The sequence below is a fragment of the Streptomyces jumonjinensis genome, assembly GCF_009600885.1.
GTDB classification, from domain to species: Bacteria; Actinomycetota; Actinomycetes; order Streptomycetales; family Streptomycetaceae; genus Streptomyces; species Streptomyces jumonjinensis.
In genome coordinates, this window is sequence record NZ_VCLA01000066.1 from 1 (window position 1) to 15,551 (window position 15,551).

General features: G+C 74.0%; 8 protein-coding genes and 1 pseudogene. 4 read left to right on the top strand and 5 right to left on the bottom strand.

Translation table 11 applies throughout. The features are described 5' to 3' along the window. The 4 genes and pseudogenes from FF041_RS38855 to FF041_RS08110 form a co-directional block, all read right to left on the bottom strand. Nucleotides 1-3,453: pseudogene (locus FF041_RS38855) on the bottom strand (hypothetical protein); the annotation flags it as partial. Between the two features lie 56 nt (nt 3,454-3,509). After that, the gene (locus tag FF041_RS08100; protein ID WP_323391438.1) at nt 3,510-4,415 is read right to left on the bottom strand and encodes a hypothetical protein; all 906 of its coding nucleotides are present in this window, start codon (nt 4,413-4,415) and stop codon (nt 3,510-3,512) included. Between the two features lie 505 nt (nt 4,416-4,920). Next, the gene (locus tag FF041_RS08105) at nt 4,921-6,447 is read right to left on the bottom strand and encodes a hypothetical protein (protein WP_323371502.1); all 1,527 of its coding nucleotides are present in this window, start codon (nt 6,445-6,447) and stop codon (nt 4,921-4,923) included. A 381-nt stretch (nt 6,448-6,828) separates the two neighbouring features. After that, a complete protein-coding gene (locus FF041_RS08110) occupies nt 6,829-7,557 on the bottom strand; it encodes a GntR family transcriptional regulator (RefSeq protein ID WP_323391439.1) in 729 nt (242 codons plus the stop codon). A gap of 234 nt (nt 7,558-7,791) precedes the next feature. Between FF041_RS08110 and FF041_RS08115 the strand changes: the two genes are divergently transcribed. From FF041_RS08115 to FF041_RS08130, 4 genes are all read left to right on the top strand, one after another. After that, nucleotides 7,792-9,069, top strand: coding sequence for an MFS transporter (locus FF041_RS08115; protein ID WP_153521667.1), 1,278 nt, complete (start codon nt 7,792-7,794; stop codon nt 9,067-9,069). A gap of 129 nt (nt 9,070-9,198) precedes the next feature. Then, nucleotides 9,199-9,963: a LamB/YcsF family protein gene (locus FF041_RS08120; protein WP_153521668.1), complete on the top strand. Its 765-nt coding sequence runs from the start codon at nt 9,199-9,201 to the stop codon at nt 9,961-9,963. A 2-nt stretch (nt 9,964-9,965) separates the two neighbouring features. After that, nucleotides 9,966-10,583 (top strand): 5-oxoprolinase subunit B family protein, encoded by a 618-nt coding sequence (locus tag FF041_RS08125; protein ID WP_194291965.1) that lies wholly within the window; start codon nt 9,966-9,968, stop codon nt 10,581-10,583. Further along, complete coding sequence (locus FF041_RS08130) at nt 10,580-11,446, top strand: 5-oxoprolinase subunit C family protein (RefSeq protein WP_153521670.1); 867 nt, start codon at nt 10,580-10,582, stop codon at nt 11,444-11,446. The genes FF041_RS08125 and FF041_RS08130 overlap by 4 nt, the downstream gene beginning before the upstream one ends. Nucleotides 11,447-11,592: 146 nt before the next feature. Here the strand turns inward: FF041_RS08130 and FF041_RS08135 are convergent, their stop codons facing one another. Then, a complete protein-coding gene (locus tag FF041_RS08135) occupies nt 11,593-15,372 on the bottom strand; it encodes a hydantoinase B/oxoprolinase family protein (RefSeq protein WP_153521671.1) in 3,780 nt (1,259 codons plus the stop codon). Nucleotides 15,373-15,551 lie beyond the last annotated feature (179 nt).

Genomic DNA, 15,551 nt, shown 5'->3' on the forward strand with positions numbered 1-15,551 from the left:
CCGGGCCGCCGCCGCGCCCCGGGCGAGTTCGCCGAGCATTCCGGGCGGGCAGTCCGCGCGCCAGGAGCCGAGGCGCGCGGCGAGCGATCTGTCTCCGGCGAGCCGGGCCGCGAGCGTCCGGATCTCCGCGTCCCGTGCGGTCGCTCTGGCGCGGAGGGTCTGCCGCTCCTCGTCGGCGGCGTGCTCGTCGTGCATGGCGGGGTTCGGCGGGACGAGGAAGACCTCGGTGTCGCCTGCGCCGCTGTCCGGGGCGGGCACGGGTGCGAGGAGGGCGGCGGCGGTGCCCACGGCGACGGCGGAGCGGGGCAGCAGAGCGGCCCCCGCGAGGGCTTCCCGGGCCCGGAGGTGGGAGGCGGGGTCGGTGATGACGACTCCGTCGACCAGTTCGGGCCGGGCGGCCAGCACGGCGGCGTGGTCGGCGGGGTCGACGGCCTGGGCGAGGTAACGCCAGCCGGGGAGCGCGGGGATGCCGTGCTCGCCGAGGTACTCGACGGTCGCGAGGACATCGGGGCCGGGGGGCAGCAGTCCGCCGTCGCCGAGCGCGCCGAGGATGCGGGAGTCGTCGGCCGCGGCGGTCCGCAGGTCGAAGAGCTGGCGCTCGGCGGAGGCGATGGACTGGTCGAGCAGTTCGCGCAGGTCGTCGGCGTAGCGGTCCAGTTCTTCGGCGGTGAGCGGGGAGCCGGCCGGCCGGGGGGCGGTGGTCGCCGGGGCCGGGACGGGCGTGGAGTCCGTCGCGGCATCGGTCGCGGATACCGTCCCGGCCCCGGGCACGGAGCCCGTCCCATTGCCGGACGCGGAGACCGTCCTGTCCCCGGGCACGGACACCGTCCCGTCACCGGACGCAGAGACCGCCCCGGTCCCGGGCACGGACACCGTCCCGTCGCCAGACGCAGAGACCGTCCCGTCGCCGGACGGGTAGCAGTCGGAGTCCTCGGACGCGGTTGCGATGCCGTCGGGGGCCGGTGCGGGGTGCGCCGGGTCGGCCGCGGCTCCCCGTGTGCCGGGGGACCGCCGGGTGGCGGGGGACCGCCGGGTGGCGGGCCCGGACTCGTCGTCGCCGGCACGGTCCGGGGCGGTGGTGCGCGGCTCGTGTCCCTGGGCCCGGTGGAGCCCCGGGCCGTCTGCCGCGCCGGTCGCGGCGGGCGAGGGGGCGGTGTCCGCCGGCGTGAGGGGGTCCGGTCCGGAGCGGTGCCGGGCGACGGGCTCGCCGGGCGGGGTCGGGTCCGTGGCGCCCTCGCCCGGTGCGGCGGGGGTCTCTCCCGTCCCGGACGCGGTAGCCCGCACCGCCGCGGGCGGGGCGGAGTCGTCCCCCGCCCCGGCGGGCGGCTCGGAGCCGCCTGCGTCCGGGGTCTGTCCTGCGGCCGGTGCGCCGGAGGAGGCAGCGCTCGGGCCCTCGTCCTGGGCGGCCCCGGACCGGTCGTCGGGGCTCTGGCCCTGAGGCGGCGCGGTCCGGTCGTCGGCGGACGGCGACGGCCGGTCCACGGCCGGGTGTTCACCGGGGACGGGTTCGTCCACTCGGGCGTGGACCGCCTTGGGCCGGTTCTCCGCCGCCAGCGTGCCACGCCTCGGCGCGGGCACGGGCGAGGCCGGAGCCGGGGCCGGGGCTGCCGAGGGCAGGCCGAGCAGCTCCGCCAGGCGTTCGTCCTCGGCGATGGAGGCCGCCGCACGGTGTTCGGCCCCATAGGCGTTCTCCGCGGCCAGCGCGGCGTCCGACGCCCGGGCCGCGGCGAGCTCCGCGCGGGATTCGGCGGCTGCCGCCTCCTTGGCGCGGTCCCCTGTCGTACGGCTCGCCTCGCGGGCCTCGTCCCAGGCCGCGACCGCCGTCTTCTCCGCGTCGCTCGCCGCGAGCGCCGCGCGCGCCGGGTCGGCGTCCGGGGCCGTGTCGTCGAGCCAGCCCGCCCGTACCGCTTCGGCCGTCTCCTGCTCGACTTCGGTGAGCCGCTGGCGCAGATGGCCGATCTCGCTGCGGGCGCGCTGGGCTCCGGTGGCGGCGGCCGTCGCGTCGCGGTGGGCGGCCTCGCCCATCTCCTGGAGCGCGGCGGAGCGCTCCTCCTGCTCGTTGGCGAGCTGTTCGCCGTCCGCCGCCGCGGAGTGCAGGGCGCGGACGAGATCGGCCGCTGCCCTGGCCCGGGCGGCGAGCGCGGGGGCCGCGTCCCGCTCGGCCTCCTGGATCGCCGCGGCGACCCTGGCCGCGCGGTCGGCGGCGGCGCGGTGCCGGAGCACGGCCTCGGCCGCCTGCCAGGCGGAGTGCAGTGTGCGGGCGTCGGTCAGCTCGCGGCGCTGGGCCGCCGCGCCCTTCTCCGCGACGGTCAGGGCCAGCGAGGCGTGCCGGTAGGCCAGTTCGGCCGCGATCAGCGAGCTGCGGCCACGGGCCTGTTCGGCCTCGGTGACGGTGTGCGCCGCGGCGGTGACCTGTTGGGCGAGGTCGGCGGTACGGGCGCGTTCCCCGGCGGCGCGGGCGGAGAGCCTGCGGGCGAGGGTGCGGGTACGCCGCTCGGCGCCCGTATGGATCTCCCGGGCCCGGGTGCGGGCTTCGGCGGCCTCCACGATCCGGCCGAGCAGATCGGCCGAACCGGCCGTGAAGTCGCGCTCGGCGGTGAGTTCGGCCCGGCGGCCGAGCTTGTTGCCGAAGCCGCTGACGAGATCGGCGAGTCCGTCCGTGTCCCGGGTGTCGGTGACGGCCCGCAGCAGCAGATCGGTGAAGTCGGAGTCCTTCTTGACCGCGAAGAGGCCCGCCGCCTCGCCTTCGTCGGCGTTCATCTCCCGCTGGTAGCGGAAGAGCTCCGGGTCGAGACCCAGTTCGCCGAGGTGCTCGTTCCAGCGGTCGTGGATCTCCTCCCAGACGACTTCGAGGTGCGGATACACCTTGCCCGCCTCGGTGATGGCGTCGCGGAAGCCCTTCATGGTGCGGCGGCGGCCCCGCGCCCCGGACGCGCCCTCGGCCGGGGGCCGTACGGCGGACGACTCGGCCACCGGCAGCGAGTCCAGGCTCAGCCCCGGCCCCGGGCGGAAGGAGTACCAGGCCTCGGCGAACTTCCTCGGGTCGTTGGAGACCTGACGCCCCCGCCACTCGCTGACCTTGCCGACGACGACGAGCTCGCCGGTGAGGGTGTGCTGCCACTCCAGGGCGACGTGTCCGCAGTCGTCCGCGAGCAGGAATTTGCGCAGTACGCCGGAGCTGGCGCCGCCGAGGGTGTTGCGGTGGCCGGGCAGCATCACGGAGAAGATCAGCTTCAGCAGCACGGACTTGCCGCCGCCGTTCTCCAGGAAGAGCACGCCCGCGGGGGCGGGGCGGCGCGGCGGGCCGACCGGCTCCTCCTCGAAGAACTCCGCCTGTGTGGGCGCGGGGTGGGGCACCGGCTCGCCGACTCCGCGCAGATCCAGCACGGTGTCGGCGTAGCGCGCACCGGCGGGCCCGATGGAGTAGAGGCGAACGCGGGACAGCTCGTACATGGCGGCGGACTCTCGTGGTTGGCAGATCGGGTGGGAATGGGAAACGGGGTGCGATGTCAGGCGTGGAACGGCAGTCCGGCGTCGGCGGCCAGCTCCAGATCGTCGCCGTCGGGCGGTGGTAGGAGGGTGGCGGCGCCGTCGCTGACGGGGACGACGCCGAGCTCCAGCAGCTCGGCCATGGCGGCGCTGCCCGCCATGTCGCGGACCTGGAGCTGATAGCGGGCGGTGGTGCGGTACGCGCCGCCCGCGTCGTCGCCGGTCCGCTGGAGGAAGCCGGACTCGGTGAGGAAGGCGACGGCCTTGCCGACGATACCGGTGGTCGAGCCGGCGAGCCGCCGGGCGTCCTTGGTCGCGCCGGTCGCGCTGCGCCGGGCGTAGATCCGCCAGGCCGCCTCCAGGCCGGGGGCGCCGGTGGCGGGGTCGGTGTTCTCGCCCTGTTCGTCGGCGCGCTCTTCGAGTCTGCGGCAGGCCTGCCGGACGAAGGCGTCGACGCCGTTGACCGTGATCCGGCCGATGTAGCCGTCGTCGGCGAGGTCCTCGGGGCGGGGGAAGGCCATGGCGGCGACGGCGAGATGGGCCAGGCCGTGCAGAAAGCGGTCCGCGGAGTCGGTGGAGGCGCGGCGGGCGTAGTCGCCCATGCGGACGGCGAAGACGGAGTCCTCGCCGGCGGCGAGGGCCATCCCGGCGCGGGGCGAAACTTCGAGGACGATCAGGCCCAGGCCGGTGGCGACGGCGTCGGCGATGCGGGCGAAGCCCGGGTCCTCGCGGTAGCGGCGCAGGAGTTCGGCGTACTCGGCGTCGCGGGCGGGCAGCAGCTTGGGCTGGAGCCCGAAGGACACCAGCCGGGCGGCGTCGGCGGCGTCCGGGGGCGTCAGCCGGGCCGCCGCGCTCGGGGCGTCGCCGGGGGCCTCGGGTGTGGCCGGGTCACGCCAGGGGTCGCGCTCGGCGTGCGGGTCGGTCACTGGGATGGCTCCTCGTCGGGGTGCGATGGATGGGGTGGTGCGGGGCGCGGGGTCCTGGCGGAGGGCGCGGCGCCCGCCCCGGGGACAGGGGAATCCGGGCGGCTGCGCGGGCGCCGGGCACGGGCGGCCGGCGGTCCGCCCGGTTCCCCGGTGGTCCAGGGGCCTGCGAAGGCGCTGGGCGGGCGCGGAGGCCGAGGGCGCGATGCCGGGGGGCGCGAGGCGCTGCTGACGCCAATGCCGCCATCGCCGTCGCCGGAGGCACCGGGTCGAGGCACGGCCGGAGGACCGAGAGGTGACCGGAGGACCGACCGGGACCGAGCGGTCGGGCGGACGACCGAGCTGGGAGGACAGACGGTGGGCCGGAGGACCGACTGGGACCGAGTAGTCGGGCGGACGGCTGACCTGAGTCGGGCGGTGGACCGAGGGACCGACCAGGGCCGGGCGGTCGTCGGCCGGACGGCTGACCGGAGCCGGGCGGTGGGCCGGGGGACTGACCGGAGCCGGATCATGCCGCCTCCGTCCGGTCCGCCGCCATACCGGCCGCGTCCAGCAGCGCGGTGCCCACGATGAGATCCGCGCCGCCGAACTCCGGATCGTCCAGCTCGGCGCCGTCGTCCACGGCGAAGAGCAGACGCTCCTCGCCCTGCCGGTAGGCCGTGCCCACCGGAGGGCTCGCCGCGTGAACGGCCAGCAGGGCCACCAGATACGGCAGTTCCGGATCGCGGCGGCGGGCTTCGGCGAGCAGACCGGAGAGGCGGCGCGGGGCGTCGTGTTCCAGGTCCAGCAGCTCCATGGCGCTCGCGAGCTGCTCCTCGCTGAAACGGCTGTCGTCGGGGGTGGCGATCAGATCGGGCTCGGGCATCTCCGCGCCGAGGTGCTCCCGCTCGACCGGAGGGGTCAGCAGCATGTCCACCAGATCCCCGACCCTGACGGACGACGGGGTGCGCAGCCCCGCGCCCCGGGCGAAGAACGCGTCGGTGACCCGGATCGCGGACTCCAGCGGCAGCGGCAGCACGGGGGCCACCAGCTGTCCGTACAGATCGAGGCCGGTGCGCACGGTGGGCCGGGCGAAGGCCTGCCGGTCCTGTTCGGCGCGGAAGAGGGGGCCGGCCTCCAGCAGCCGGGACTGGAGCTGGGTGTGGCGGCGGATGCAGTCCTTGACGATGTCGACCAGCTCGGCGGCGCGCCGCTTGTGCTCGGGGTCCTCCGCCTCGTCGCGCGCCCGGCGGATGTTGGTGAGGATCGCGTTCTCGTGGCGGTAGCGGTCGGCGACATGGTCGAGGGCTTCGGCGATCATGTCCGGAACCGCGTTGAGCCAGTCGACGGCGCGGACATTGCGGCGGGTGGCCTCCAGGGTCCGGCGCAGGGTCTCCGCGTACTGAACAGTGCGGTAGCGGGCCTGCTCGGCGGCGAGCTGGGCGTCGGCGAGCCTGCCCCGGCGGATCAGGACCTCCAGCTTGACCTCCGCCGCGATCTGGGCGCTGGTGACATCCGTGTCGAGCGCGCCCACCAGGACGTTGACGGCTTCGTCGGTGGTGCGGAGATAGACGCCCCCGCCGTATCCGGGGACCTCTTCGATGAGCTTGAAGTCGTAGTCACGGCGGGTGTAGACGCCATCGGCCCCGAAGGTGCCGTACACCGCGCGGAAGCCCCGGTCCACGCTGCCGACGTTGATCAGGTTCTCCAGGACCCAGCGGGCGACCCGCTCATGCTCGGCGGCCGGGCGCCGCGGGGCCTGGGCCGCGATCCTCGGGAGCAGCCGGGCGACGATCTGCTCGTGGTCGGCGCCGGTGTCGAAGTCCATGTTCAAGGTGACGAGGTCGATGGCGGCGAGGGCCACCTCCGCCATCGCGTACACCGTGTACTCGCCGGCCAGATTGGCCTTGCGCGCGTCCAGGTCGTGCAGCGGCGCGGTGCACGCGAGCGCGCGCAGCCGCCGCGCGAGCCCTTCGTCGGCGGCCGGGCCCTGCGCGGGTCGCGGCCCCGCGCTGAGCTGGGGCGGAACGGGTTCCGTCGAGGCAGGCGAAGTCACGCTGCACAGATTAGGTCCTCGCACTGACAACGGTCGAAACGGCGCAGACGCCCTCCCCCGCCGGGCATGGTTCCCGCTCCGCGCCCTGCCCCGTGCGCAGGCCCCGCCGCGGGTCCGCCCGGGGCCCGGAGGAGGGCTCGGCCGACCGCCTCCGGGCACGGGCTGCGGGGTCACGGGCGTACGGCTCGGCCTGGACCGACCGCCAGGCCCGGGGGCTCGGCGCGGGCACTCAGATACACAGGCGTACGGGCACACAGGCGTACGGGAGCGGAGCGGACGCGGTGCGCATCGCCGTCGGGCACGCGCCGGGACCCGGGCAGGGCCGGTGACGGTACGGACGCCGGGGACGGCGGGCCCGGGGCCCGTCTCCCGGAACGGGCGCTAGAGGACGTCGTCCCGCGCCACCAGGTGCGCGTACGTCTCCACCATCTGAGCCCGCGAGTCGTCCAGGTACCGCGCGAGCAGCCGCTCCGCGCCGGTCCGGTCGCCCGCTCGCAGGGCCTCCAGAATGGCCCGGTTGCGGACCAGATAGGGCTGGTGCAGCCGGCGCGGGTCGTCGACCACATGGAAGGCCAGCCTCAGCTCGGCCAGCACGCTGCGCATCAGCTCGTCGGTCCGCGCGCTGCCCGCGAGGGCGACCAGTTCGCGGTGGAAGTGGATGTTGGCCGTGGAGACGCCCTTCCAGTCCAGCTCCCGTGCCGACTGCTCGCCCCCGCTGACGGCCTCGTCGAGCGGGTCGAGCGCGTACGGGGGGTCGCCGAGGTCGTGTACGACGGCGCACTCCACGAGCTGCCGGGTGCGGTAGATGTCGACGACGTCCTGGACCGCGAGCATCCGCACGAACACCCCGCGATTGAGCTGATGGACGAGCAGCCGTTCATGCGTCAGCAGCCGGAACGACTCGCGCAGGGTGTTGCGCGAGATCCCGAGCGCCTTGCCGATGCTGTCCTCCGAGAGCCGCTCCCCCGGCTGGAAGTACCCCTCGGCGATACGGGTGCGCAGAATGTCCGCCACCCGTTCCGCCGTGCTGGTGCGGCCCAGCAGTGCCCGGTCCCCGGCCAGTTCGCCGAGTCCGCCGGCGTGGTCGGTCTCCGGCTCCGTCGTCCCCACGACGCCCCTCTCTCCCTCGCCGGCGGCTCCCCCGGCGCGCGATCTCCATCGTAGAAGGAAGAACGAGCCAACACGCCCCTTGTCGGATCGTTCAACAATCCTCTACGTTGAGTTGGCGTGCCGCTACACACCGCTCCGCCGCGGCACGCAGGCACGCACCCTTCACCGCGCGCCGCCCCAGCGCGCGTTCACGACACCCACCGGCATCACCATCTCCCCTTCTGCGAGGTGCAGATGAGCACGACCAGGGCACAGCGGAACACAGCCGAACCGCACGAGGACACCGGTGCGTTCGCCTGGCTGCGGGCTCTCGGCCCGCGTGGCCGCCGCGCTTTCGGCGGCGCGTTCGGGGGCTTTGCCCTCGATTCGTACGACTACTTCACCCTGCCGCTCGGCATGGTGGCGATCTCCGCCTACTTCAGCCTCGACAACGGACAGACCGGGCTGCTCACCACCGTCACCCTGGTGGTCTCCGCGGTCGGCGGCGCGCTCGCCGGAATACTCGCCGACCGGATCGGCCGGGTGAAGGCGTTGATGATCACCGTGATCACCTATGCGGTGTTCACCGTGGCCTGCGGCTTCGCCCCCAACTACGAGACCCTGCTGGTCTTCCGCGCCCTCCAGGGCCTCGGCTTCGGCGGCGAGTGGGCGGTCGGTGCGATCCTGGTCGCGGAGTACGCGTCCGCCAAGCACCGCGGACGTACCCTCGGCGCCGTCCAGAGCGCCTGGGCCGCGGGGTGGGGGCTCGCGGTCGTCGTCTACACCCTGGTGTTCCAGTTCCTCGACGACGACATCGCCTGGCGGGTGATGTTCTGGACCGGCGCGCTGCCCGCGCTGCTGGTCGTCTACGTACGGCGCAATGTCAGCGACGCCCCGGCAGCCGCGGCCCAGCGTGCGGCCAGCGCCGAACGAGGGTCCTTCACCGCGATCTTCAAGAAGGATCTGCTGCGCACCACGCTCTTCGCGACCCTTCTCTCCACCGGCGTCCAGGGCGGCTACTACACGCTGGCGACCTGGGTGCCGACCTATCTGAAGACCGAGCGGGGGCTGACCGTGGTCGGCACCGGCGGCTATCTGGCGTTTCTGATATCCGGCGCGTTCATCGGCTATCTCACCGGCGGCTATCTCACCGACCGGCTGGGCCGGAAGAAGAACATCACGCTCTTCGCCGTCCTCTCCGCCTTCGGCGTCCTCGCGTACACCAACATACCCACCGGGGCGAATGGGCTGCTGCTCGTCCTCGGCTTCCCGCTCGGGTTCTGCATGTCCGCGATTTTCAGCGGATTCGGCTCCTTCCTCAGCGAGCTCTACCCGACGGCCGTACGCGGCACCGGCCAGGGCTTCACCTACAACTGCGGGCGCGCGGCGGGAGCGTTCCTGCCGACTCTGGTGGGGTTCCTCTCGGACAGCTGGGGAGTGGGCGGGGCCCTGGTCCTCGGAGCCTTCGGCTACGGTCTGGCGGTGGTGGCGCTGCTCGGCCTGCCCGAGACGCGGGGCAGGGAGTTGCTGTGACCCTGAATCCGAACGAGGCGTCCCGGCCGCCGTTCGCCCTCGCCCACGCACCGGGGCGGATGTTCATCACGGACGCGCTCGACGAGCGGTATCGCGCGGCATAGCCGGCACAGTTCGGAGGAGGAGTACATGACCTGGGCGTCCATCGATCTCAACGCCGATCTGGGGGAGGGCTTCGGCCACTGGCGGCTGACCGACGACGAGCAGCTGCTGTCCGTCGTCACCAGCGCCAATGTCGCCTGCGGCTTCCACGCCGGAGACGCAGTCACCATGCGGCGGGTCTGCCGGCTCGCCGCCGAGCGCTCGGTGCGCATCGGCGCCCAGGTCTCCTATCGCGATCTCGCCGGGTTCGGACGGCGTTCGATGGACGTCCCGGCCGAGGAGCTGGCCGCCGAGATCGCCTATCAGATCGGGGCGCTGGAGATCTTCGCCCGGGCAGCGGGATCCCGGGTCTCCTACGTCAAGCCGCATGGCGCGCTCTACAACCGGGTGGTTCACGACGAGGAGCAGGCGGCGGCCGTGGTGGACGGGGTGCTGCTGTCGGGCGAGCGGCTGCCGGTGCTGGGGCTGCCCGGCTCGAAGCTGCACACCATGGCGGAGAAGGCGGGCCTGCCCACGATCACCGAGGCGTTCGCGGACCGCGCGTACACCGCCGACGGCAGACTGGTGCCGCGCGGCCAGGACGGCGCGGTCCTCACCGACCCGGCGACCGTGGTCGAACGGTCCGTCAGCATGGCCCGGTTCGGGGTGATCACCGCGCGCTGCGGCAGGCCGGTGCCGGTGCGGGCCCGCTCCCTCTGTCTGCACGGCGACACACCGGGGGCCGTATCACTGGCCCGCCGGGTGCGCCGTCAGCTGGAGACCGCGGGAGTGCGGGTGGAACCGTTCGTATGACGATGAGAGCGCTGCCGGTCGGCGACCGGGCCCTGCTGATCGAGCTGGCGGACGGGGAGGAGGCCGAAGCGCTCCACGCCGAGCTGCTGCGCCGCCGTGCGACGGGCGCCCTCCCCGCCGTAGGGGAGATCGTGCCCGCGGCCAGGACCGTCCTGCTCGACGGGCTCGCGGACCCCGCCCGGCTGGCCCGGGAGCTGCCCGGCTGGGAGATCCCGCCCCTGCCCGCCCGTGCCGAGGAGGCCGTCGAAGTACCGGTCCGCTACGACGGGCCCGATCTGGCGGCGGTGGCCGCCCTGTGGCAGGTGACGGAGGACGATGTCGCGGAGATCCATTCGGCGGCCGAGTTCCGGGTCGCGTTCTGCGGGTTCGCGCCCGGCTTCGGCTATCTCACCGGACTGCCCCAGCGGTACGCGGTGCCGCGCCGGGACACCCCGCGCGCCTCGGTCCCCGCCGGGGCGCTGGGACTGGCCGGTCCCTACAGCGGTGTCTACCCCCGGTCCTCGCCCGGCGGCTGGCAGCTGATCGGCACCACGGAGCTGGAGCTGTGGGATCCCGCGCGAGTGCCCGCCGCGCTGTTCGCCCCGGGGGTCCGGGTGCGATTCGTCAGGGAGGGACGATGACCGACCGCGCCCTTTCGGTGGTGCGGGCCGGTGCGCTGACCACCGTGCAGGATCTCGGGCGGCCGGGGTACGCCCATCTCGGCGTGCCGCGCTCGGGCGCGCTCGACCCGCGCGCCGCCGCCGTCGTCAACCGGCTGGTGGGGAACCCCGAGAGCGCGGCGGTGCTGGAGACCACCCTCACGGGGTGCGCGATACGGCCCCGGGGGCCCGTGACCGTGGCGATCGGCGGAGCGCCCTGCCCGGTCACCGTCGACGGCCGTCCGGCGGCCTGGGGAGCACCCGTGCGAGTGGCGGCCGGAGCACTGCTCGAAGCGGGCTGCACGACCGGCGGGGTACGCGGCTATATCGCCTTCGCGGGCGGCGTCGCGGTCGATCCGGTGCTCGGCAGCCGCTCCACCGATCTGCTCTCCGGCCTCGGTCCGCCTCCGCTCGCGGACGGGGTCGTGCTGCCGCTGGGGCGCCCGGTCGGCCCGGCCGCCCGGGCGGACGTCTGTGTGCCCTGGCCCGCGCCGCCCGCCGAGCTGGTGCTGCGGGTGCGGCTGGGCCCGCGCGCCGACTGGTTCACCGACGCGGCGCTGCGCGCCTTCACCTCCGGTGTGTACCGGGTGTCGGCGATGAGCAACCGCATCGGGCTGCGCACGGAGGGTCCGGCGCTGGAGCGGGCGCGCGACGGTGAACTGCCCAGCGAGGGAATGGTGCTCGGGGCGGTCCAGGTGCCGCCGGACGGCCGTCCGGTGGTCTTTCTCGCGGACCATCCCACGACCGGCGGCTATCCGGTGGCGGCGGTCGTCGACGAGCGCGACCTCCCGGCGGCGGCCCAGGCCGCACCGGGGACACCGGTGCGGTTCATACCCGTGCGGTGACGGGGAGAGCCCCGGCAGCGGGACGCTCCGGGGCGGTTCCGCGACACGGCGGGCGGGCTGTGGGGCCGCCCCCGCGGGCAGGCGGCACCGGGCGCGCTCCTCAAGAGCATGCCGCATCCGACAGCGGACGCGCCGCCCGGCGCGGGTCAGCCGGACGGTTCGGAGGCAACCCGACGTTCGGAGGCAGCCGGACGGTTCGGGTCAGCCGGGGTCGCTCCCCCGGTCGGCGTGCCGTAGCCGCCGCCCCCGGGGGTCGCCAGGACCAGCACGTCCCCGGGGCCGACCTCCACCGAGTCGACCCCCTCCAGCCGGGTCACCCTCCCGTCGGCCCGCACCACCGTGTTCTCCCCGAGCGCGCCCGTGCCGCCGCCCGCCATCCCGTACGGCGCGATCCGGCGGTGCCCGGTCAGCAGCGCCACCGTCATGGGCTCCAGGAAGCGGATCCTCCGCACCACCCCGTGGCCGCCGCGCCACCGGCCCGCGCCGCCGCTCCCGTCCCGTACCGAGAAGGCGTCCACCCGCACCGGATAGCGCCATTCCAGGACTTCGGGGTCGGTGAGCCGTGAGTTGGTCATATGGGTCTGCACGGCGTCCGCGCCGTCGAATCCGTCGCCCGCGCCGGAGCCACTGGCGACCGTCTCGTAGTACTGCACCCGGTCGTTGCCGAAGGTCACGTTGTTCATGGTGCCCGACCCCTCGGCCTGGACGCCGAGCGCCGCGTACAGCGCTCCGGTGACGGCCTGGGAGGTCTCCACATTGCCCGCGACGGTGGCGGCGGGGAAGGCGGGCGCGAGCATGGAGCCCTCGGGGACCCTCACCTCCAGGGGTTCGAGGCAGCCGCTGTTCAGCGGGATGTCCTCACCGACCAGGGTCCGGAAGACATAGAGCACGGCCGCCATCACGACGGAGGTGGGCGCGTTGGCGTTGCCGGGCTGCTGGGGCGAGGTGCCGGTGAAGTCGATGACGGCGCCGCGCTCGGCGCGGTCGATCCGTACCGAGACCCGGATGACGGCGCCGCTGTCCGTCTCGTACCGGTACTGACCGTCCCTCAGTCCGGCGACGATACGCCGGACCGATTCCTCGGCGTTGTCCCGGACATGCCGCATATAGGCGTGGACGACCTCCAGGCCGAACTGGTCGGTCATCCGGCGCAGTTCGGCGATGCCCTTCTCGTTGGCGGCGATCTGGGCGCGCAGATCGGCGATGTTGACGTCCGGGGCGCGGGAGGGATAGGCCGCGCCGGTCAGCAGTTCACGGGTCTCGTGTTCGCGCAGCCGGCCGTCGCGGACGAGCAGCCAGTTGTCGAAGAGCACCCCCTCCTCCTCGATGGTGCGGCTGAAGGCGGGCATGGAGCCGGGGGTGATGCCGCCGATCTCGGCGTGGTGACCGCGCGAGGCCACCAGGAAGCGCAGCTCACCGCGGGCCGGGTCCGCGAAGACCGGGGTCACCACGGTCACATCGGGCAGATGGGTGCCGCCGTGGTAGGGGTCGTTGATCGCGTACACGTCTCCGGGCCTCATCCGGTCCCCGTTACGGCGGAGCACCTCCTTGATCGACTCTCCCATGGAGCCGAGATGGACCGGGATATGGGGCGCGTTGGCGATCAGATTGCCGTCCGGGTCGAAGAGCGCGCAGGAGAAGTCGAGCCGTTCCTTGATGTTGACCGAGTGCGCGGTGTTCTCCAGCCGGACGCCCATCTGCTCGGCGATGGACATGAAGAGATTGTTGAACACCTCCAGAAGGACGGGATCGACGTCGGTGCCGACGGCGGACCTGGCCGGACGGGGGCGTACTCGGGTGAGGAGCAGATGGCCCGCGTGATGAGAGACGGCACGCCAGCCCTGCTCCACGACGGTGGTGGCATCGGACTCCGCGATGATCGCGGGCCCCTCCACAGGGTCGCCCCGGCGGAGGTTCTGTCGCCGGTACAGAGGTACTTCCCGGTGTGCGCCGTCCACGAACATCGTGACCCGGTCGTCCGGCGTGGACTCGCCACCGCCGGACGAATCTCCGTCTCCGGCCGCCTCGCCGGTGACGGCTTCGGGCTCCTCCGTCCCGGCCCCGGCAGCGTGTTCGCCCCCCGAGCCCACCGCGCCCGCCGAGCCCACCGCGCCTGCCGTGCCTGCCGTGCCCACCGCCTCCACCGAGACGGCTTCGACGATCAGCGGTTTCTCCATGGTGAAGGCGTACCGGGCACGGTGGGCGGACTCGAATGCCTCCCTCATCCCGTCGGCGGCGCCCAGCGGCACGGGCAGTGCGGCGTCCGTGCCCGCGTAGCGCAGCAGTACGCGCGCGCTCGTGGTGATCGCGCTGTCGGGAACGGCCTCCGCGCGCAGTTCGGCACGGGCACGGGCGGCGAGTTCGTCGCAGAGCTCGCGTACCCGGGTGACGGTGTCCGCGCCGTCCGTGCCGTCCGCGTCCAGTTCCGCCTCGACGGACTGCTCGCGCATGGCGGTGGCGTCGGCGAGCCCGATCCCGTAGGCGGAGAGCACCCCGGCGAGCGGCGGCACGATGACGGTGTCGATGCCCAGCGCGTCGGCGACCGCGCAGGCGTGCTGGCCGCCCGCGCCGCCGAAGGAGTTCAGGGCGTAGCGGGTGATGTCGTGGCCGCGCTGTACGGAGATCTTCTTGACCGCGTTGGCCATATTGAGGACGGCGATCTCCAGAAAGCCCGCGGCGACCTCCTCGGGGGTGCGGTCGGCCCCGGTCTCGTCGCGTACGCGCCCGGCGAGCGCGGTGAAGCGTTCGCGTACGGTGTCCGCGTCGAGCGGCTGGTCGCCGTCCGGGCCGAAGACGGCGGGGAAGTAGGCCGGCTGGACGCGGCCCAGCATCACATTGGCGTCGGTGACGGTGAGCGGTCCACCGCGCCGGTAGCAGGCCGGGCCGGGGTCGGCTCCCGCGGAGTCGGGGCCCACGCGGTAGCGGCGGCCGTCGAAGTGCAGTACGGAGCCGCCGCCCGCGGCGACGGTGTGGATGCTCATCATGGGCGCGCGCATCCGTACGCCCGCGACCTGGGTGCCGAGTTCGCGTTCGAACTCGCCCGCGTAGTGGGAGACGTCGGTGGAGGTGCCGCCCATGTCGAAGCCGATGACCCGGGTGAATCCGGCCTGTGCGGCGGTGCGCGCCATGCCGACCACGCCACCGGCCGGACCGGAGAGCACGGCGTCTTTGCCCCGGAAGCCGGATGCCTCGCGCAGACCGCCGTTGGACTGCATGAACATCAGACGGATGCCGTCGAGTTCGGCGGCGACGGTGTCCGCGTAGCGGCGCAGGATCGGGGAGAGATAGGCGTCGACGACGGTGGTGTCTCCGCGCGGGATCAGTTTGATCAGCGGGCTGACCTCATGCGAACAGCTGACCTGGGGGAATCCGAGATCACGGGCGGCCTGGGCGATCCGGGTCTCGTGAGCGGGGTGGCGGTAGCCGTGCATCAGGACGACGGCCACACTGCGGAACCCGTCCGCCCTCGCCAGCCGCAGCCGCTCGGTGACGGAGGCGAGATCGAGCGGCCGGACGATTGTGCCGTGGGCGTCGATGCGCTCGGGGACCTCGATGACGCGTTCGTACACCGCTTCGGGGAGCACGATGCGGCGGTCGAAGATCCGGGGGCGGTTCTGGTAGGCGATGCGCAGGGCGTCGCCGAAGCCTTCGGTGATGACGAGCACGGTCGGCTCGCCGCGCCGCTCCAGCAGGGCGTTGGTGGCGACGGTCGTCCCCATCTTGACGTGGGCGACGCGCTCGGCGGGGACGGGGGCGTCCGGTCCGATGCCCAGCATCAGCCGGATGCCGGCGACGGCGGCGTCCCGGTAGCGCTCGGGGTCGTGCGAGAGAAGCTTGCGGGTGACGAGCCGTCCATCGGGGCGTTTTCCCACGATGTCGGTGAAGGTGCCGCCTCGGTCGATCCAGAACTCCCAGCGCCCGGTCATTCCCTCATTCTGGCAAGGGGGGCGTGCGCTGACACGATGACGGGCGGGCGCACGGGCCGCTCGCGCCCGGCGTCCAGGGTCCGGCGCGGGGGCACGGGCGGTCTCCGGTGCCGGGCGGAGCGCCGCCGGGTGGAGCGCCGCCGGGTGGAGCGCCGCCGGGCGCGCGGGCCCGGGCAGCG

Bases quoted from the DNA above. Each gene is read 5' to 3' on its own strand.
- FF041_RS08130 (WP_153521670.1), top strand. From the start codon at position 10,580: ATGACCGACCGCGCCCTTTCGGTGGTGCGGGCCGGTGCGCTGACCACC.
- FF041_RS08115 (WP_153521667.1), top strand. From the start codon at position 7,792: ATGAGCACGACCAGGGCACAGCGGAACACAGCCGAACCGCACGAGGAC.
- FF041_RS08135 (WP_153521671.1), bottom strand. From the start codon at position 15,372: ATGACCGGGCGCTGGGAGTTCTGGATCGACCGAGGCGGCACCTTCACC.
- FF041_RS08125 (WP_194291965.1), top strand. From the start codon at position 9,966: ATGAGAGCGCTGCCGGTCGGCGACCGGGCCCTGCTGATCGAGCTGGCG.
- FF041_RS08120 (WP_153521668.1), top strand. From the start codon at position 9,199: ATGACCTGGGCGTCCATCGATCTCAACGCCGATCTGGGGGAGGGCTTC.